The sequence below is a fragment of the Pseudomonas folii genome (assembly GCF_014357575.1).
Lineage (GTDB): Bacteria > Pseudomonadota > Gammaproteobacteria > Pseudomonadales > Pseudomonadaceae > Aquipseudomonas > Aquipseudomonas folii.
Map to the genome: position 1 here is coordinate 46,996 of NZ_JACONW010000010.1, position 17,957 is coordinate 64,952.

General features: G+C 56.1%; 16 protein-coding genes, 1 tRNA gene and 2 pseudogenes. 11 read left to right on the forward strand and 8 right to left on the reverse strand.

Annotated features, from left to right (window positions below; all coding sequences use genetic code 11):
- Positions 1-69: 69 nt before the first annotated feature.
- Positions 70-735, forward strand: a pseudogene (locus H8S59_RS04160) (SOS response-associated peptidase family protein).
- A gap of 1,013 nt (positions 736-1,748) precedes the next feature.
- Here the strand turns inward: H8S59_RS04160 and H8S59_RS04165 are convergent.
- Both H8S59_RS04165 and H8S59_RS04170 read right to left on the reverse strand, forming a co-directional pair.
- Positions 1,749-2,547, reverse strand: a pseudogene (locus H8S59_RS04165) (DNA adenine methylase).
- 932 nt (positions 2,548-3,479) lie between these two features.
- A tRNA-Ser gene (locus tag H8S59_RS04170) sits at positions 3,480-3,567 on the reverse strand.
- A gap of 122 nt (positions 3,568-3,689) precedes the next feature.
- On the opposite strand from H8S59_RS04170, the gene H8S59_RS04175 reads away from it, so the two are divergent.
- From H8S59_RS04175 to H8S59_RS04205, 7 genes are all read left to right on the forward strand, one after another.
- Positions 3,690-4,361: a Bax inhibitor-1/YccA family protein gene (locus tag H8S59_RS04175; RefSeq protein WP_027899209.1), complete on the forward strand. Its 672-nt coding sequence runs from the start codon at positions 3,690-3,692 to the stop codon at positions 4,359-4,361.
- A gap of 103 nt (positions 4,362-4,464) precedes the next feature.
- On the forward strand, positions 4,465-4,857 hold the full coding sequence (tusD, locus tag H8S59_RS04180; protein ID WP_095097449.1) for a sulfurtransferase complex subunit TusD: 393 nt from the start codon (positions 4,465-4,467) through the stop codon (positions 4,855-4,857).
- A gap of 1 nt (position 4,858) precedes the next feature.
- Positions 4,859-5,221 (forward strand): sulfurtransferase complex subunit TusC, encoded by a 363-nt coding sequence (gene tusC / locus H8S59_RS04185; RefSeq protein WP_187520600.1) that lies wholly within the window; start codon positions 4,859-4,861, stop codon positions 5,219-5,221.
- On the forward strand, positions 5,221-5,517 hold the full coding sequence (gene tusB / locus H8S59_RS04190) for a sulfurtransferase complex subunit TusB (RefSeq protein ID WP_187520601.1): 297 nt from the start codon (positions 5,221-5,223) through the stop codon (positions 5,515-5,517). Before tusC ends, tusB begins: the two co-directional genes overlap by 1 nt.
- Positions 5,514-5,849, forward strand: a complete 336-nt coding sequence (locus H8S59_RS04195) for a TusE/DsrC/DsvC family sulfur relay protein (RefSeq protein ID WP_187520608.1) — start codon at positions 5,514-5,516, stop codon at positions 5,847-5,849. Before tusB ends, H8S59_RS04195 begins: the two co-directional genes overlap by 4 nt.
- Positions 5,846-6,847 carry a glycosyl transferase family protein gene (locus tag H8S59_RS04200; RefSeq protein WP_187520602.1) on the forward strand — a complete coding sequence of 334 codons (1,002 nt, stop codon included), beginning with the start codon at positions 5,846-5,848 and terminating at the stop codon, positions 6,845-6,847. Before H8S59_RS04195 ends, H8S59_RS04200 begins: the two co-directional genes overlap by 4 nt.
- Positions 6,848-6,942: 95 nt before the next feature.
- Positions 6,943-7,950, forward strand: a complete 1,008-nt coding sequence (locus tag H8S59_RS04205) for a glutathione S-transferase family protein (protein WP_187520603.1) — start codon at positions 6,943-6,945, stop codon at positions 7,948-7,950.
- A gap of 127 nt (positions 7,951-8,077) precedes the next feature.
- Here the strand turns inward: H8S59_RS04205 and cysG are convergent, their stop codons facing one another.
- The 6 genes from cysG to ftsK form a co-directional block, all read right to left on the reverse strand.
- Positions 8,078-9,472, reverse strand: a complete 1,395-nt coding sequence (gene cysG, locus H8S59_RS04210; protein WP_095097465.1) for a siroheme synthase CysG — start codon at positions 9,470-9,472, stop codon at positions 8,078-8,080.
- Positions 9,473-10,753 carry a serine--tRNA ligase gene (gene serS, locus H8S59_RS04215; RefSeq protein ID WP_095097468.1) on the reverse strand — a complete coding sequence of 427 codons (1,281 nt, stop codon included), beginning with the start codon at positions 10,751-10,753 and terminating at the stop codon, positions 9,473-9,475.
- A gap of 16 nt (positions 10,754-10,769) precedes the next feature.
- Complete coding sequence (gene crcB, locus H8S59_RS04220) at positions 10,770-11,144, reverse strand: fluoride efflux transporter CrcB (protein ID WP_095097471.1); 375 nt, start codon at positions 11,142-11,144, stop codon at positions 10,770-10,772.
- A complete protein-coding gene (locus H8S59_RS04225) occupies positions 11,144-12,466 on the reverse strand; it encodes a replication-associated recombination protein A (RefSeq protein ID WP_095097474.1) in 1,323 nt (440 codons plus the stop codon). The genes crcB and H8S59_RS04225 overlap by 1 nt, the downstream gene beginning before the upstream one ends.
- Positions 12,467-12,485: 19 nt before the next feature.
- The gene (lolA, locus tag H8S59_RS04230) at positions 12,486-13,109 is read right to left on the reverse strand and encodes an outer membrane lipoprotein periplasmic chaperone LolA (protein ID WP_095097477.1); all 624 of its coding nucleotides are present in this window, start codon (positions 13,107-13,109) and stop codon (positions 12,486-12,488) included.
- Positions 13,110-13,182: 73 nt separating this feature from the next.
- Positions 13,183-15,585: a DNA translocase FtsK gene (gene ftsK / locus H8S59_RS04235; protein ID WP_095097480.1), complete on the reverse strand. Its 2,403-nt coding sequence runs from the start codon at positions 15,583-15,585 to the stop codon at positions 13,183-13,185.
- A gap of 502 nt (positions 15,586-16,087) precedes the next feature.
- Here ftsK and aat point away from each other — a divergent pair.
- From aat to infA, 3 genes are all read left to right on the forward strand, one after another.
- Entirely contained in the window at positions 16,088-16,798 is a 711-nt protein-coding gene (aat, locus tag H8S59_RS04240; RefSeq protein WP_187520604.1) for a leucyl/phenylalanyl-tRNA--protein transferase, read from the forward strand.
- Positions 16,799-16,829: 31 nt separating this feature from the next.
- A complete protein-coding gene (locus H8S59_RS04245; RefSeq protein ID WP_095097486.1) occupies positions 16,830-17,537 on the forward strand; it encodes an arginyltransferase in 708 nt (235 codons plus the stop codon).
- A 100-nt stretch (positions 17,538-17,637) separates the two neighbouring features.
- Positions 17,638-17,856, forward strand: coding sequence for a translation initiation factor IF-1 (gene infA / locus H8S59_RS04250; protein ID WP_002553999.1), 219 nt, complete (start codon positions 17,638-17,640; stop codon positions 17,854-17,856).
- The last annotated feature ends 101 nt before the right edge of the window (positions 17,857-17,957 follow it).

Sequence of the window (17,957 nt, forward strand, 5' to 3'; positions counted from 1 at the left end):
TGCGCGCGGTCAATCTCATATATAGGACATTTCGACGGGTGACATCATGTGCGGACGCTCTACGAACCCATGGCCCATTACCTGAAGGAACTGGGCTCAAAGCAGATCGTTATCAATGGCTACGACGAGTGGCCCCTTGAGCGCTACAACTTCGCGCCGAGCACTCGGGTTCAGATTATTCGGGGATTGGAAGACGGTCTAAGCGTGGACAAGGTTCGCTGGGGATGGTCGCCATTCTGGGCGAAGGGAAAAAGGCCTGACCCGATCAATGCGCGGGTCGAGACGGTGACGACGGGGAAATTCTTCATGCAGCTTTGGCCAAATGGCCGGGTGCTTGTGCCAGCAAATGGTTGGTTTGAGTGGGTCAAGGACCCTGACGACCCGTAGAAGAAGCAGCCCTACTTCATCAGGCTGAAAAGCCAGGCTCCCATGTTTTATGGCGGGCTGGCCCAGGTGACGCCCGGGCTGGAGCCGCGTGAGGACGATGGTTTTGTGATTATCACCGCTGCCAGTGATCAGGGCATGGTCGACATTCACGACCGCCGCCCGCTTGTGCTGACGCCGGAATACGCGAACGAATGGCTTGAGCCTGACCTATCACCCGGACGGGCGGCGGAGATTGCGATGCAGTGCTGCAGGCCGGTCGATGATTTCGAGTGGTATCCGGTTGGCCGTGCAGTAGGTAATGTTCAAAACCAGGGGCCGGATCTGATAACACCTAGCGAGCATCGGTAAGATTTTAGCCGCTAAAATTGATGCCCTTGGACGGGCATCCGTATCAGATCGATTTCACGCCTTCGTACCTTCGTAACCTTCTACCTTTGTACCTTTCTACTTTTGTACCTTCGCACCTTTCTACTTTCGTACTTTCGTACTTTCGTACCTTCGTACCTTTCTACTTTCGTACCTTTCTACTTTCGTACCTTCGTACCTTTCTACTTTCGTACCTTCGTACCTTTCTACTTTTGCACCTTCATACCTTTCTACTTTTGTACCTTCCTACTTTTGCACCTTCGTAACTTTAACGCTTTAACGCTTTAACGGATAACGGATTAACGCTTTGACGGATTAACGCTTTAACGAAATGACGCTTTAACGCTAAGCCGCTACGCCGCATTGCGCATTCACGCCCCGTGAAAGGCCCGAAATACGGACCCTTCACCACTTTTACAGCGTAACTTCCAGCGCAAACCCTTTATGCATCCAGACAGGTTTTCCGTGCACACTCCACCCCCATGACGATCTAAGATACGGAGTAATGTACTTATATCGAGCGAGGGATATCAGTCGAGTACGGATCTGTTTCGTACGATACAGAAAAGTTGCCAGCTAAAAATATTTGACGGAACAATCGCAGTTCATTAAGGTGACTGAAATCTTCGCCCCCAGTAGAGTCAAACACCCTCAAGGGATGTTCTGTGCGCGAGTGATTTTATGAAGAGAAACAACTAATAGTGTCCGCTAAAACAAAAAAGGTGGAGGGTTGCAGCCCCCCACCCCACTTGTAAAAGCGCCAAAACGTAAACCCTGGCGACGTTGAAGCCTTCAGCGTCTCGCGCTTCGTCTTACCTACAGCAAGGGGACGTTAGCACAAGACGCTGTTGGGACCAAGGCACAGGCAACCGAACCATGGGATATCTCTATGTTCAAGGCGCTGATAATCATGCTAATGATTGAAGTCGTGAAACTGCTACAAATTCTGTGTGCGTAGGGAGGGAGGCAGGGTCTCATGATCCTGCCGTCGCCTTTCAAAAAAGCCCACCTAAGGACGCAGGGGTCCAGTTCATGACGATCAGTTCCCCTGTCACCTCTGCCTTGCCTTGCCTTGCCGCTGATTGGTCGTGGTATACCGAATGTCCAGCGTTTCAAAATGGAAGCCATCGAACACCCGGCGAATATCGAATGGTCGTTGATGCTGACCATGACCTTGCCTTTGCAGCGCCGCATGAAGTCGGCCATCCGCTCGTAGTTCTCAAACGGGAAGTCGACGCCATACCCGTTGGTCTGCCAATACGGCGGGTCCATATAATGGAACGTGTGAGCACGGTCGTAGCGTTCAGCGCACTCTAGCCAAGGTAGATTCTCGACGTAGGTGCCCGACAGGCGCTGCCACGCTGCAGACAGGTTCTCTTCAATCCGCAGTAAATTAATAGCCGGGGCAGTCGTCGCGGTACCGAAGGACTGACCAGACACCTTGCCCGCGAACGCGTGGTGCTGCAGATAAAAGAATCGAGCAGCGCGCTGGATATCGGTAAGTGTTTCCGGACGAGTCATCTTCTGCCATTCAAAGACCTGCCGCGAACTGAGCGCCCATTTGAACTGACGGACAAACTCTTCAAGGTGATTTTGGACAACACGATATAAGGTCACCAGGTCGCCGTTGATGTCGTTTAAGACCTCGACGGGAGCCGCTTGGGGACGCATGAAATAGAGGACCGCACCTCCAGCGAATACTTCAACGTAGCATTCATGAGGTGGGAAAAGAGGAATGAGACGGTCGGCCAGGCGACGCTTGCCGCCCATCCATGGAACGATAGGTGTGGACATTAATTGCAAACCTTTACTGTATGGATAAACAGTTTCTAGACTCCGCTCCGCTTTGTGCACGAAGCGGGAGCCTTGGCTGGACTTGCAGGAAAAGGGCTGCGGGGTTCGGCGTTCAGTCCGGATGTTGACGCATCCGGGCTGATCGCTCCTTTTGATTACTCGGCCTGTCCGAGGCAAACCGTTCTGACGTACTGCTGCAGTGCGCTCAGTTGCCGGATGGCGTCATCGCCGTCTGTTCCGGTATGGAGAGTTCTCTCTGCAACCGCTGGGTCAAGTTCGGCTCTACCATCTTCATAAGGCTGGCCGGTGGGGCTGGCCTATCTAACCGGACAGCGACCATCAGATGTGCTTTCTATGCGCTATGCGGGCAACCGACTTTATTGGCGATTATCTAAATGTTGCCCAAGGGAAGACGTCGAAGAAACTTCGCATTCAGTTACTCAACAGCGAAGCTGGCAGTAACGGCCTCGGCGTTCTGATATTGCGTCTGCTGGAACAGCGTAAAGCTAGGGCGGTACGCAATCCTTATCTGATCGTGACGGAGGATGACAGGACGTAACCAAAGCGATACTACGACTTAGGTTCGATGACGCGAGAAAACTGGCAGCGGCAGAAGCGATCAAGGATCTCGACCAAGTGCTCAGCTCTGGGATAAAGGCGTTCCAGTTTCGAGACATTCGTCCTAAGGCTGCGAGTGAAATCGCCGACCTGGACAACGCAAGCAAGCTCCGTGGGCACACGGACAAGCGCATTACTCAGACAGTTACAGACGGGTTGGAGAGGTCGTTGCCCCCACCAAATGATCGACTTTTTAAGCTTGGTTTCGGAACGCGGCCAAAAGTATCGGAACGTTTGACGATTTAGCAGCCTTGCGCCACCAAACCCCAGAAACGAAAAAGCCCTGAATAATCAGGGCTTTGACGTATCTAAGATGGCGGAAGCATAGAGATTCGAACTCTAGGACCTGTTACAGTCGGCAGTTTTCAAGACTGCTGCCTTAAACCACTCGGCCATACTTCCGTTTGCATTGCGGGCGCCATAATACCGGAATGAAACACGCTGTCAAACTCTCTGGGTGGCTGATTTCAAGTCGTCTGTTATGATCTTTGCAACTCAACATTTCAACCACTAGGAGTTTCGCCATGCGCGAACAGGATTACGCAGTTAATAACGGCGTGCAGGCCGATCAGCTAGAGGTTAGCCGCGTCCTGCGCAACACATACGGCCTTCTGGCTCTGACCCTTGCTTTCAGCGGTGTCATGGCTTTTGTCGCGCAGCAGATGCGCGTTGGCTACCCAAACATTTTCGTCGTGCTGATCGGTTTCTACGGTCTGTTCTTCCTCACCAATAAACTGCGCGATTCGGCGTGGGGTCTGGTGTCGGCGTTTGCGCTGACCGGTTTCATGGGTTTCCTGCTAGGCCCGATCCTCAATCGTTACCTGGGTATGCAGGGCGGCGCTGAAGTTGTCAGCTCGGCATTCGCCATGACGGCACTGGTGTTCGGTGGTCTGTCGGCTTACGTGCTGATCACCCGCAAGGACATGAGCTTCCTGGGTGGCTTCATCACCGCTGGTTTCTTCGTTCTGCTGGCGGCGGTGCTGGCGAGCATGTTCTTCCAGATCAGCGGCCTGCAGTTGGCGATCAGCGCTGGCTTCGTGCTGTTCTCGTCGGTCTGCATTCTGTTCCAGACCAGCGCGATCATTCATGGTGGCGAGCGTAACTACATCATGGCGACCATCAGCCTGTATGTTTCGATCTACAACCTGTTTGTCAGCCTGTTGCAGATCTTCGGCATCATGAGCCGCGACGACTGATTCAGCTGTCCCGCTTCATCAAAAAGCCCGCTTAGCGGGCTTTTTGCTGTCTAGTGCTCGTGAATTCTTTATCATTGGCCAAGTTTTCTGCTCAGAGCCTGTCATGAAGTTCGCGATCAATCTGTTCAGCGCAGCCCATGCGCCCTCCTCGCGCCGCGCCCTGCTATTTGCACAGGCGGCGCTGGCGGGGGGGCATGAGATTGTGCGGCTGTTCTTCTATCAGGATGGCGTCCACAGCGCGTCGGCCAATGTCGTGACGCCTCAGGACGAACACGACCTGCCCTCACAATGGCAAGACTTCATCAGCCGGCATCAATTGGACGGCGTGGTGTGCATCGCGGCCGCTTTGCGCCGTGGCGTACTCAATGATGAAGAAGCGCAGCGCTATCAGCGACCAGCGGCCAATCTGCTGACCCCGTGGGAATTATCCGGATTAGGTCAGTTGCACGACGCCGCGCAAACAGCTGATCGCGTGATCTGTTTCGGAGGGCCTTGAAGTGGCTAAATCAATGTTGATCATCAGCCGCCAGGCGCCATGGTCCGGACCGGGCGCGCGCGAGGCGCTGGATATCGTATTGGCCGGTGGTGCGTATGATTTGCCCGTCGGCTTGCTGTTTCTGGACGATGGCGTCTTTCAGTTGTTGCCGGACCAGAATGCCAAGGCTTTGCAACAGAAGGACCTGACCGCCAACCTCAAGGCGCTGTCGATATTTGGCGTCGAAGATATCTATGCCTGCGGCACCAGCCTTGCCGAGCGCGGCATCCTGCAGGAAGCGGTGGATGAGGAAATCATTCAATTGCCGCAATCTGCGGAAATCGCCGCACTCATTGACCGCTACGATCACGTGATCACAATCTGATGTCGACTCTGCATGTTTTATCTCATTCGCCCTTCACCGACACCCGCCTGACCAGTTGCCTGCGCCTGCTCGGCCCGGCTGACGGCGTGCTGCTGTGCGGCGACGCCACTTACGCGCTGACGGACTCGACAGCGCCACTCCAGGCACTGCAAGCGCTGAGCGCCAACGAAGTGTTCGTGCTTGACGAGGATATTCAGGCGCGGCGCATGGCGGCGCCAGACTGGGTCAAAGTCGTTGACTATTCAGGCTTCGTCGAGCTCTCCATTCGCTTTGACAAGGTCAACACGTGGCTATGAACGAGCTGAACATGGCGGGGCAAATCATTGCTCTGGATAAGGACGGGTTCCTGCAAAACCTCGATGACTGGTCGATGGATGTTGCCAACGCGCTATCCGCCCGGGAAGGTATCGACCTGAGTCCCGAGCACATCGAAGTGTTGCTGTTGCTGAGGGAGTTCTACAGCGAGTTCCAGCTTTCACCCGCGACCCGGCCGTTGATCAAATACACGGCCTTGAAGCTGGGTCCGGAAAAAGGCAACAGCATGCACCTCAACCGCCTGTTCAACGGCACTCCCGCCAAACTCGCCGCCAAGCTGGCGGGCCTGCCCAAGCCGACTAATTGCATATGACTGACTACGCCCCACTCGTCCTTGAAACACCCGTCGAGCATCCGTTCGCACAATTCGTCCGCATCCTGGGCAAAGGCAAACGCGGAGCGCGCAATCTGACCCGCGAAGAAGCCCGTGAAGCCATGGGCATGCTCCTTGATGAAAAGGTCGAAGAAAGCCAGCTAGGTGCTTTTCTGATGCTACTGCGCCACAAGGAAGAAAGCGCCGAGGAATTGGCTGGCTTCACTGAAGCATTACGCGAACGCTTGAACGCCCCGCCACTTCAGGTCGATATCGACTGGCCCACTTATGCGGGCAAGAAGCGCCATTTGCCTTGGTACCTGCTGGCGGTTAAATGCCTGGCCCAGAACGGGATACGTATCTTGATGCACGGCGGCGGTGCACACACAGCCGGGCGGCTGTACACCGAACAATTGCTGGATCTGCTAGGCATTCCATTGTGTCGTAACTGGCAAGCGGTGGATCAAGCGCTGCAACAGCACAACCTGGCGTTTTTCCCGCTAGGCGACTGGGCTCCACAATTACAACGCATGATCGATCTGCGTAACACCCTCGGATTGCGTTCGCCGATTCACTCTCTGGCTCGTATCCTCAATCCGCTCAACGCAAGGTGTGGCCTGCAAAGCATTTTTCACCCCGGCTACCAGGGCGTTCATCGTGACGCCAGCGGCTTGCTCGGCAACCACACCATCGTCATCAAGGGCGATGGCGGCGAGGTGGAAATCAATCCAGACACCATCAGCCATCTTTACGGCACTACAGACGGGCAACCATGGGATGAAGAATGGCCAGCCCTGTCGGATCGTCGCCATGTGAAACCGGCAACTCTGGATCCGCAGCAACTCGTCGCGTTGTGGAAAGGTGAAGTCGAAGACAGCTATCCGCAACTGGCACTGATTTCGACGATGGCTCTGGCCCTGCGCGGCTTGGGATTGCCCCGCGCAGAGGCATTTGCACAGGCTGAAGTTTTCTGGAAAAACCGTAACACATCAATTTAACCGATCATTACTCCCCACCCTTTGCGTTATTTGTTCGAACGAATCGGCCTAGACTCTTCTCCAACGCACATAAGCACACCATTTTGGAGTTAGATATGGGCCTCCTCGTTGAAGGACGCTGGCAAGACCAGTGGTACGAAAGCAGCAAAGATGGCGCGTTTCAGCGCGAGCAGGCGCAACGCCGTAACTGGATCACCGCAGACGGTCAGCCAGGACCGTCGGGTGAAGGCGGCTTCAAGGCCGAAGCCGGGCGCTATCATCTGTACGTATCGCTGGCCTGCCCCTGGGCTCACCGCACGCTGATTTATCGCAAGCTCAAAGGCCTCGAAAGTGTAATCGACGTGTCCGTGGTCAGTTGGCTGATGCGCGAGCACGGCTGGACCTTCGATACCGAGAAAGGCTCGACGGGCGATCCACTCGATAATCATGAATTCCTCTATCAGCGCTATCTGGCTGACACGGCAGACTACACCGGCCGCGTCACTGTGCCCCTGTTGTGGGACAAAAAGCTGCAGCGCATCGTCAGCAACGAATCAGCGGAAATCATCCGCATGTTCAACAGTGCGTTTGATGACCTGACCGGTAATCGTCTGGACCTCTATCCGGACGCCTTGCAGTCGCCGATCAATGCGTTGAACGACCGCATTTATCCGGCGGTAAATAACGGCGTGTATCGCGCGGGCTTCGCCACCTCTCAAGGAGCCTATGAAGAGGCTTTTGATGACGTGTTTGCCGAACTCGACGCACTGGAAACGCTACTGGGCGAGAAGCGCTATCTGACGGGTGAATACCTGACTGAAGCTGACGTGCGCTTGTTTACCACCATCGTGCGCTTCGACCCGGTGTATCACGGGCACTTCAAGTGCAACCTGCGACGGATTTCGGACTATCCGAACCTGAGCAACTGGATGCTGGAGTTGTATCAGTGGCCGGGCATTACCGAAACGGTGGATTTCACGCACATCAAGCATCACTACTACGAGAGCCACGGCACTATCAATCCGACTGCTGTGGTGCCTAAAGGCCCGTTGCAGAATCTGGACAGAGCGCATGATCGTGAGCGACTGACGGGACGTGGTATCTGGAGCAAGACAGGCGTCTAACCTTGGCGCTGTCTCAACGCTATGTCAGGTAGGAGGCAACTTGTTGGCGAGAGGTTTCCGCTGTAAATCACGCCTGACGCCTCGCGAACAAGTTCGCTCCTACCGGTTAGCGCTATGGTCAGATGCGTTAGACCGTAGCCTGAGCCCCTTCAAACCAGGCGAGTTTTTCACGCAGCTTGACCACTTCACCCACGATCACCAGCGTCGGCGCATGGACTTCATGCTCCGCGACCATTCGTGGCAGATCGGCCAAAGTGCCTGTAAACACCCGCTGACTGGAGGTAGTGCCCTGCTGAATCAATGCTGCCGGGGTATCAGCGGATCGACCGTGCTTGATCAGTTGCTCACAGATAATCGGCAGACCGATCAGCCCCATGTAAAACACCAGGGTCTGTGCGGGCGCTACCAAGTCACTCCACGGCAGATCACTGGTACCGTTTTTCAAGTGCCCGGTGATGAAGCGTACTGATTGCGCATGATCACGGTGAGTCAGCGGAATACCGGCATAGGCCGCGCAACCGCTGGCTGCCGTGATACCCGGTACCACCTGAAATGGAATGCCGTGAGCCGCCAGTTCTTCAATCTCTTCTCCACCACGGCCGAAGATGAACGGATCACCGCCCTTCAACCGCAGAACGCGCTTGCCCTGCTTGGCCAGATCAACCAGTTGCTTGTTGATCTCGTCTTGCGGGACGGCGTGATCAGCACGGCGCTTGCCTACATAGATCCGCTCGGCATCACGTCGGCACAGATCCAGAATCGCCGGCGCCACAAGGCGGTCATATAGCACCACATCAGCCTGCTGCATAAGGCGCAGCGCTCGGAAGGTCAGCAAATCCGGGTCACCCGGTCCTGCGCCTACCAGATAAACTTCACCGGGAGCATGCGGCGCGTCGCCTGCAATCTTGGCGATCAGCAAACGCTCTGCTTCAGCACCCTGCCCGGCCAGTTGCCGGTCAGCAATCGGGCCCTGGAAAACCTCTTCCCAGAAGGCACGGCGCTGGGTGACGTCCGGAAACAGATTCTTCACCTGACTACGGAAACGCGCCGCCAGCCCGGCCAGTTGACCGTAAGTCGACGGAATCCAGGTTTCCAGCTTGGCGCGAATCAAACGCGCCAGCACCGGAGCATCGCCGCCGCTGGAAACCGCGATGACCAGAGGCGAGCGGTCGACAATGGCCGGGAAGATCACGCTGCACAGAGCAGGCGCATCCACCACGTTGACCGGCACACAACGCTGCTTGGCATCCTGCGACACCTGAGCGTTGAGAGGCTCGTCATCGGTGGCAGCAATGATCAGCACGCAGCCGTCGAGATCACTGACGTTATAGCCGCGCAGAATCAGGTGCCCACCACTTCGCTCAACCAGTTCGCGCAGTTGCGGCTCGATCTCTGGCGCGACTACCCGAATCACAGCACCGGCCTCGGCAATGAGGCGGGATTTGCGCAATGCAATCTCGCCACCGCCCACGACCAGCACTTGGCTGCCACGCAGGTTATGGAACAGCGGCAGAAATTCCATCTAGCCGATGACCTCTAGGCCGCCCATGTAAGGTTTGAGCACGTCCGGCACGCGGATCGAACCGTCGGCCTGCTGGTAGTTTTCCAGCACAGCAACCAGGGTGCGGCCAACCGCCAGACCCGAACCGTTCAGGGTGTGAACCAGTTCTGGCTTGCCGGTTTCCGGGTTGCGCCAGCGAGCCTGCATACGACGCGCCTGGAAATCACCGCAGTTGGAGCACGACGAAATCTCGCGGAATTTATCCTGGCTAGGAATCCATACTTCCAGATCGTAGGTTTTAACTGCGCTGAAGCCCATGTCGCCCGTGCACAGCGCCAGAACGCGGTAAGGCAGCTCAAGCAGTTGCAAGACGCGCTCAGCGTTAGCCGTCAGGCTTTCCAGGGCTTCCATGGACTTTTCAGGCTCGACGATCTGGACCATCTCGACCTTGTCGAACTGGTGCTGACGGATCATGCCGCGAGTATCACGACCCGATGCGCCCGCTTCGCTGCGGAAGCACGGAGTATGAGCCACGAACTTCAACGGCATCTGCTTGGCGTCGAGGATTTCGCCAGACACGATGTTGGTCAGGGAGACTTCCGCAGTCGGGATCAGGTACAGATCCGCCTCGCCTTCGCGGGAGATCTTGAACAGGTCTTCTTCAAATTTCGGCAACTGACCGGTGCCCTGCAACGCTGGCGCCTGAACCAGATAAGGCGTGTACGCCTCTTCGTAGCCGTGCTCGTTGATGTGCAGGTTAATCATGAACTGCGCAAGTGCACGATGCAGGCGAGCAATCGGACCACGCAGCAATGCGAAACGGGCACCGGAGAGCTTGGCGGCGGTTTCAAAATCCAGCCAACCGTATTTCTCGCCCAGCGCAACGTGATCCTGTACCTGGAAGTCAAACGAGGCTGGAGTGCCCCACGTACGGACTTCGACGTTCTCGTCTTCGTCAGCGCCAACCGGAACCGATTCGTGAGGCAGGTTCGGCATGCTCAGAAGCATGGCGTCCAGTTCTGCCTGAATACCATCCAGTTCTTTCTTGCCGGTGTTGAGCTCTTCGGCCATACGGTCGATATCGGCCATCAGCGGCGCGATATCTTCACCGCGTTGCTTGGCCTGACCGATGGATTTGGAACGGGAATTACGCTCGGCCTGAAGCTGTTCAGTACGGGTCTGAACGGTCTTGCGCTGAGCTTCCAGCGCTTCGATGCGGGCAACGTCCAGTGTAAAGCCACGGGAAGCCAGGCGATCCGCTACGTCCTGAAGTTGGGTACGTAACAGTTTGGAATCGAGCATATCGTTCTCTCGTTTATCAAAGTCTGGTGAGGGACAGGCCAACCCACGTCGCGAGCAGCCCGCCGAACACGCTGATACCGGCATAGCCAAGGGCTAACGGCATTTGCCCGCTTTCAAGCAGGCGCAGCGTATCCAGTGAAAAGGATGAAAAGGTCGTAAGACCCCCAACAAAGCCGACGATCAGGCCGGCGCGAATCTCTATCGGTACTTCCGGGCGCAGCAAGAAAAGGCCGTAGAGCACACCGATGATCAGGCAACCGACGATGTTCACCGCCAGGGTTGCCGCGTAAAAATGCCTTGGCCAGTTCGCGCTGACCCAAGTGCCAGCAGCGAAGCGCAATAATGTACCAGCGATACCGGCAATCGACACCGCAAGAATGGTTTTGAACACTACTTTCTCCGTTGACGAGGGCTGGAAGCATCCAGAGCAGCCAGATGCTTGAGCTTTTCACCGATTTTCAGTTCCAGGCCACGCGGCACCGGCTGGTAATAATGACGTGGCTCAAGGTCGTCGGGAAAGTAATCTTCACCCGCCGCATACGCATCCGGCTCGTCGTGGGCATAACGGTACTCTTCGCCATAGCCCAGCTGTTTCATGAGTTTGGTCGGCGCATTGCGCAGATGCAGCGGGACTTCCAGCGAGCCGTGTTCAGTGGCTTCGCGCATTGCCGCCTTGAAGCCCATGTAAACGGCATTGCTTTTCGGCGCACAGGCCAGATAAACAATCGCCTGAGCCACTGCCAGTTCCCCTTCCGGGCTGCCCAGTCTTTCCTGAACATCCCAGGCCGACATGCATAATGGCAACGCGCGGGGATCAGCATTACCGATGTCTTCACTGGCCATGCGCACCACGCGGCGCGCCAGATACAGCGGGTCGCAACCGCCATCGATCATGCGTGCAAACCAATACAATGCGGCATCGGGGTTGGAGCCGCGAATGGATTTATGCAGGGCAGAAATCTGGTCGTAGAACGCTTCGCCACCTTTGTCGAAACGACGACGGCTATCGCCCATCAGACTTTGAAGTAGCTCCAGGCTGATTTCCGAGCCGTCTTCCGCAAGGTCTGACGCGTTCTCCAGTAAATTCAGCATGCGCCGACCGTCACCGTCGGCAGCGGCCATGAGCATGGCAAAACCTTCGTCACTCAGACTCAACTGGTGCTTGCCCAGTCCGCGCTCTTCGGTCAGCGCACGATTCACCAGCTTGCGCAGCGCGGCTTCATCAAGGCTCTTGAGGACATACACCCTGGCCCGGGACAGCAACGCGTTGTTGAGCTCAAACGAAGGGTTTTCAGTGGTCGCACCGATGAAGATCAGCGTCCCGTCTTCGACATAAGGCAGAAAAGCATCCTGCTGGGACTTGTTGAAGCGGTGTACTTCATCGACAAACAAAATGGTGCGACGGCCGTACTGTCCGGCTTGCTGTTTGGCGACTTCCACCGCCTGACGAATCTCTTTGACCCCGGCCAGCACCGCAGAAACCGTCTCGAAGTGCGCATCCGAAACTTTCGCCAGCAACCGGGCCAGTGTGGTTTTGCCGACACCGGGCGGTCCCCAGAAAATCATCGAATGCAGAGCACCCTGCTCCAGCGCCTCGCGCAGAGGCTTGCCGTGAGCCAGCAAATGCTCTTGACCGACATACTCGTCCAGATTGGTCGCACGCAACCGCGCGGCCAATGGTTGAGCAATCGGTTCACTTCGAAACAGGTCCATGGACAACCGTTAAAACCTCTTATTCCTGAATGACGTCAGCGCCTTTCGGAATCTGGAACTGGAATTTGCTCGCCGGAATCGCCTCATTGGCTTTCACCCCGGTGAACAGGATATTGGTGCGCTGGCCGACACTGTCAATCAACTGCATGTCATTGATAACGCCGTTACGGAACGACAGACGCAGGCTGTCGAACAGCGTGTCCTTGGTTTTAGGCTTGAGGGTGAAATCAATCACGCCGCCCGCTTCCTTGGCAGTGATGTCAAAACTTTCACTGATCTTCGACACGTCACCGGACAGCAACAGTGCAGGCGTCTGGGTCAGACGCTGGTCGAGGGTCTTGATCGTGACCTGCTCCAGGTCCGGGTCCCACAGGGAAACCTTCTTGCCGTCGGAGACCATCAGTTGCTCCTGCGGCGCGTCGGTGTGCCAGTTGAACAGGCCCGGACGCTGCAAGGCCATTTCGCCCGACGTTTCCTGCAACTGAGTGCCGCCGCCGTCCAGGGTCAACTGGGAAAAACGCGCAGTCAGGGTTTTGGACGTCTCCAGCAACTGGGTCAGACGAGCGACGTCTTTGCTATCGGCGTGCGCCGGAATCGCGGAGAAGGTCAGTGCAGTTACCAACAACATGCGGAAAAGACGCATGGGAGTCCTCATTGAGTTCGGTGGAGTCTCGCCAGCAATCGAACGCTGGCGAGGCATTTATGGACGTGCGCGATCAGTCGCGCATCGGGCCCGGCGCGATCACTTCACGCGAGCCGTTGGTGTTCATGGAGGTCACTACGCCCGCCATTTCCATCGCTTCGATCATCCGGGCGGCGCGGTTGTAGCCGATCTTCAGCTTGCGCTGTACCGCAGAAATCGAAGCACGACGGCTTTCAAGCACAAATTTGACAGCCTCGTCATATAGCGCATCGCTTTCGCTGTCTTCGCCACCTTCACCACTGCCGCCGTCGAAGCCACTACCGGCCTCCTCGACACCCGCAAGAATGTCGTCGTTGTAATCCGGCGTACCACGCAGCTTCCAGGCCTCCACTACACGGTGTACTTCTTCATCGGAGACAAAAGCGCCGTGGACACGAATCGGCAGGCTAGTACCCGGAGGCATGTACAGCATGTCACCATGACCCAGCAATTGTTCGGCGCCGCCCTGGTCGATGATGGTCCGCGAGTCGATCTTGCTCGACACCTGGAACGCCATGCGCGTCGGGATGTTGGCCTTGATCAGACCGGTGATCACGTCAACCGAAGGGCGCTGGGTCGCCAGAATCAGGTGGATACCCGCCGCACGAGCCTTCTGGGCAATACGCGCAATCAACTCTTCGACCTTCTTGCCGACGATCATCATCATGTCGGCGAACTCGTCCACCACCACAACGATAGTCGGCAGTTTGGTCAGCAGCGGTGCTTCGTCATGAATACTTTCACGCTTGTACAGCGGATCGGCCAGCGGTGTACCTGCTTCCTGAGCTTCCTTGACCTTCTGGTTGAAGCCCGAAAGGTTACGCACGCCCATCTTCGCCATCAGCTTGTAGCGACGCTCCATCTCGGCAACGCTCCAGCGCAAGGCGTTGGCGGCGTCCTTCATATCGGTCACAACCGGGCACAGCAGATGCGGAATGCCTTCGTAGATCGACAGCTCAAGCATTTTCGGGTCGATCATGATCAGCTTGGCGTCTTCCGGTCCGGACTTGAACAGGATCGACAGGATCATGGCGTTCACGCCCACTGACTTACCGGAACCGGTCGTACCCGCCACCAGCAAGTGAGGCATTTTCGCCAGGTCAGTGATGACCGGCTTACCGCCAATGTCATGGCCCAGCGCAAGCGTGACCGGTGACTTGGCGTTGTCGTATTCAGGCGTCGACAAGACCTCGGAGAAACGCACGATCTGCCGGTCTTCGTTGGGAATCTCGATACCGACCGTGGTCTTGCCTGGAATGACTTCAACCACACGAACGCTGGTCACGGCCAGGGAACGCGCAAGGTCTTTGGCCAGGTTGGCGATACGGCTGACCTTGACGCCTGCTGCTGGCTGGATTTCGTAGCGGGTAATCACCGGCCCCGGATGAATGGAGTCCACCGATACTTCGACACCAAACTCCTTGAGCTTGATTTCCAGCAGGTGGCCAACGGCAGCGAGGGACTCAGGGGAATAATTGAGCTGTTTCTTTTCCGCCGGATCGAGGATCGAGATCGGCGGCAAGGTGCCTTCTACAGCGCTATCAACGAACAAAGGGGCCTGTTTTTCCTTCAGCACACGCTTGCTTGGCTCGGGAGCCTTGGCGGGAGCTGGAGCAATGACGGCCGGAATATGGGTTTCACGAGCGGCCATGTGCGTGCTCAAGGCCTTCTCACGCTCGATCAGGCGTTCCTTGGCCTTGGCCTGCTCACGACGATCAGATGTAGCAGGCGCGACCACTTCGTTCACGCGGTCATCCACTTCACGCAGTTGCGCAACCATCTGCTTGCGCTCATTACGCGCCGCCCACCAGTTGTTGACCGCGTCGTAAAACAGCTCGAACAGATCAAGGGTGATCTTGCCGGTCACATCCATGACCTTGAACCACGACAGATCGGTAAACACCGTCAGGCCAAACAGGAACAAGGCAATGAATAACAGCGTGCTGCCCTGGATATTCAGGGCTTTCTTGGCCATGTCACCGAGAATCTCACCCAGTACACCGCCGGCCGAGCCCGGGAAACCTGCCGCGAAATGGAAGTGAATATGCGCCAGCGCAGCACCGGCAAGCACCAGAAATACCAGACCGATCAGCCGCCACGAAAACAGCCAGCCACTCCACTGCCATGGTTCATGACGATGACGAAACACCTGCCAGGCCTTGACGGCCAGCAACAGCGGAAAAATGTAGGCGAAGTAACCCAGCACCATGAACAGAATGTCGGCGCAGAAGGCACCAGCACGGCCAGCCGCATTCTGAACTTCAACCGAACTGCTGGTATGACTCCAGCCGGGATCGTTCTGATCATAAGTCAGCAACGCCATCATCAAATACAGGCACAGCGCGCCAAAGGCGATCAATGCACCTTCCTTGAGCCGGTAGTGCAATTGCTGCCGCCAGAGCGGAACGGGGCTGGGTACTGCGGTGGATTTCTTCAAAACGCTTTTATTCCTGCGCTATAGCGCGAACATCTGGTGATTGACTACCAACGACTGAATCTGCAAAACGATTGTCAGGCCATACAGCTTGAACGGCAGACTGCAAAGCGCGCATTGTACGGATTTGTACGCCTGATGCCACGGTAGCATCCTGCCTTGTAAACAGCGTTCTGGCCGGGTAGTTTCGGATTGTGGTGCAGGACGAAGCTTGCCTTGGCTGATGGTCAGACGCCCCTTGATTGCTGAACACTAGTCTGGCGTGGACATGGCTCATCTTCAAGCACCGTTGCAAACGTTGAATTTGAGCATGCATTCTCTTTCGTGACAAAGACTTATGCCGCATTTTTTAACCGGACGATCAATTGCCCATACCGCTTCACGTATCAAAGACCACGCACAGGACGCTTGCGTGTAACAGACGACCGATTATGACCACGACTGCTGCATGGAGTTGCAATCGCGCTGCCTCCCCCGCCCTCCCCTTCTGCAAAGTGCTGCCCTTATGCTGACCTGGTTAAAACGTGACAACCTGACTTTTCCACCACTGGAAAAAGCCTTGCGCGAACCTGACGGCCTGCTTGCTGCCGGGGGCGATCTGTCTCCGGACCGATTGGTGCAGGCTTATCGCCATGGCTGCTTCCCGTGGTTTCAGGATGAGCAGCCCATTCTCTGGTGGTCACCCGACCCTAGAACCGTGATCTTCCCTGAGGAACTCCATGTTTCGCGCAGCCTCGCTAAACTGATACGTCAGGAGCGCTATCGCGTGACCTTCGATGAGGATTTCGCTGCCGTGATCCGTGCGTGCGCCGGACCGCGTGCCTATGCCGACGGCACCTGGATTACCGGCTCAATCCAGGCCGCTTATCTGGAACTGCATCAACGTGGCTACGCCCACAGCGTCGAAGTGTGGGACAACGACATGTTGGTTGGCGGGCTTTATGGACTGGCGATGGGTCAGCTATTTTTTGGCGAGTCGATGTTCAGTCGGGCCGACAATGCCTCCAAGGTTGGCTTTGCAACACTGGTGGAGCGCTTGAAAGCCTGGGGATTTGTACTGATTGATTGCCAGATGCACACCAATCATCTGCAAAGCTTCGGCGCCCGGCCTATCTCACGCAAGACTTTTTCCGATTACCTGACTCGGCACCTGGATCAGCCCAATCAAGCCGACTGGTTGCCTAGGCGAGTTCAGCAGGCTGACATACACTCTTGATAACGATTTATTTTTTGCGGTGGGGGCAATCATGACAGAGCTGGCGCGGCTGAAGTTTTATGCCACTCAACCCCATTCGTGCAGCTACCTGCCGGAAGAACAGGCTACTACGTTGTTCCTGGACCCCAGCCAGCCAATGGACGTGCAGGTTTATGCCGATCTTTCCGACATGGGCTTTCGCCGCAGCGGCGACCATCTCTATCGGCCACATTGCCAAAACTGCAGTGCTTGCGTGCCTGCGCGCATCCCGGTAGACCTCTTTGTGCCTGACCGGCAGCAAAAACGCATTTTCAAACGCAATGCCGACATTGAAGTGCACTGCACTAAACCGCGCTTTACCGAAGAATATTTCGACCTTTACCAACGCTATATCGAACAGCGTCATGCTGACGGGGACATGTTTCCGCCTAGTCGCGATCAATTTTCGACTTTTTTAGTGCGTGACTTGCCGTTCTGCAGATTCTACGAGTTTCGCCTGGATAATCGTCTGCTGGCCGTAGCCGTTACCGACGTATTGCCCAACGGTCTTTCTGCGGTTTATACCTTTTACGAACCCACCGAAGAACGCCGCAGTCTGGGGCGTTACGCCATTTTGTGGCAGATAGCCGAAGCCGCACGCCAGCAGCTGTATGCGGTGTATCTGGGCTACTGGATCAAGAACTGCCAAAAGATGAATTACAAGACCCAATATCGGCCCATCGAGCTGCTTACAAACCAAAGATGGATCACTCTTTATTGAAGACCTTGGCTTAACCGGCATTTTTCGGGCACAATGCACGCCGCTTTTGCCTGGCGCCACTTGCACCGGGCCACTCATTAGATACCGAGGGCTTTACTGCATGTCGAAAGAAGACAGCTTCGAAATGGAAGGCACTGTCGTCGACACCCTGCCCAACACCATGTTTCGTGTGGAGTTGGAAAACGGGCACGTCGTAACCGCGCATATCTCCGGCAAGATGCGCAAGAACTACATCCGTATTCTTACCGGTGACAAGGTGCGTGTTGAACTGACGCCCTACGACTTGAGCAAAGGGCGCATTACTTACCGCGCCCGATAAGCAAGTCTTAACAAAAACGCCCGGCTTCTGCCGGGCGTTTTTGTGCGCCTGGGTTTTACGTAGGTACATCGATTACCTGTGGGAGCGGTGCTTGGTCTGGG

What these genes read in the sequence shown, in the direction of transcription:
- lolA (WP_095097477.1), bottom strand. Translation starts at nt 13,109, where the DNA reads ATGCGTCTTTTCCGCATGTTGTTGGTAACTGCACTGACCTTCTCCGCG.
- H8S59_RS04200 (WP_187520602.1), top strand. Translation starts at nt 5,846, where the DNA reads ATGACTGACTACGCCCCACTCGTCCTTGAAACACCCGTCGAGCATCCG.
- infA (WP_002553999.1), top strand. Translation starts at nt 17,638, where the DNA reads ATGTCGAAAGAAGACAGCTTCGAAATGGAAGGCACTGTCGTCGACACC.
- serS (WP_095097468.1), bottom strand. Translation starts at nt 10,753, where the DNA reads ATGCTCGATTCCAAACTGTTACGTACCCAACTTCAGGACGTAGCGGAT.
- H8S59_RS04205 (WP_187520603.1), top strand. Translation starts at nt 6,943, where the DNA reads ATGGGCCTCCTCGTTGAAGGACGCTGGCAAGACCAGTGGTACGAAAGC.
- tusB (WP_187520601.1), top strand. Translation starts at nt 5,221, where the DNA reads ATGTCGACTCTGCATGTTTTATCTCATTCGCCCTTCACCGACACCCGC.
- H8S59_RS04225 (WP_095097474.1), bottom strand. Translation starts at nt 12,466, where the DNA reads ATGGACCTGTTTCGAAGTGAACCGATTGCTCAACCATTGGCCGCGCGG.
- aat (WP_187520604.1), top strand. Translation starts at nt 16,088, where the DNA reads ATGCTGACCTGGTTAAAACGTGACAACCTGACTTTTCCACCACTGGAA.
- H8S59_RS04195 (WP_187520608.1), top strand. Translation starts at nt 5,514, where the DNA reads ATGAACGAGCTGAACATGGCGGGGCAAATCATTGCTCTGGATAAGGAC.
- H8S59_RS04245 (WP_095097486.1), top strand. Translation starts at nt 16,830, where the DNA reads ATGACAGAGCTGGCGCGGCTGAAGTTTTATGCCACTCAACCCCATTCG.
- cysG (WP_095097465.1), bottom strand. Translation starts at nt 9,472, where the DNA reads ATGGAATTTCTGCCGCTGTTCCATAACCTGCGTGGCAGCCAAGTGCTG.
- tusD (WP_095097449.1), top strand. Translation starts at nt 4,465, where the DNA reads ATGAAGTTCGCGATCAATCTGTTCAGCGCAGCCCATGCGCCCTCCTCG.
- H8S59_RS04175 (WP_027899209.1), top strand. Translation starts at nt 3,690, where the DNA reads ATGCGCGAACAGGATTACGCAGTTAATAACGGCGTGCAGGCCGATCAG.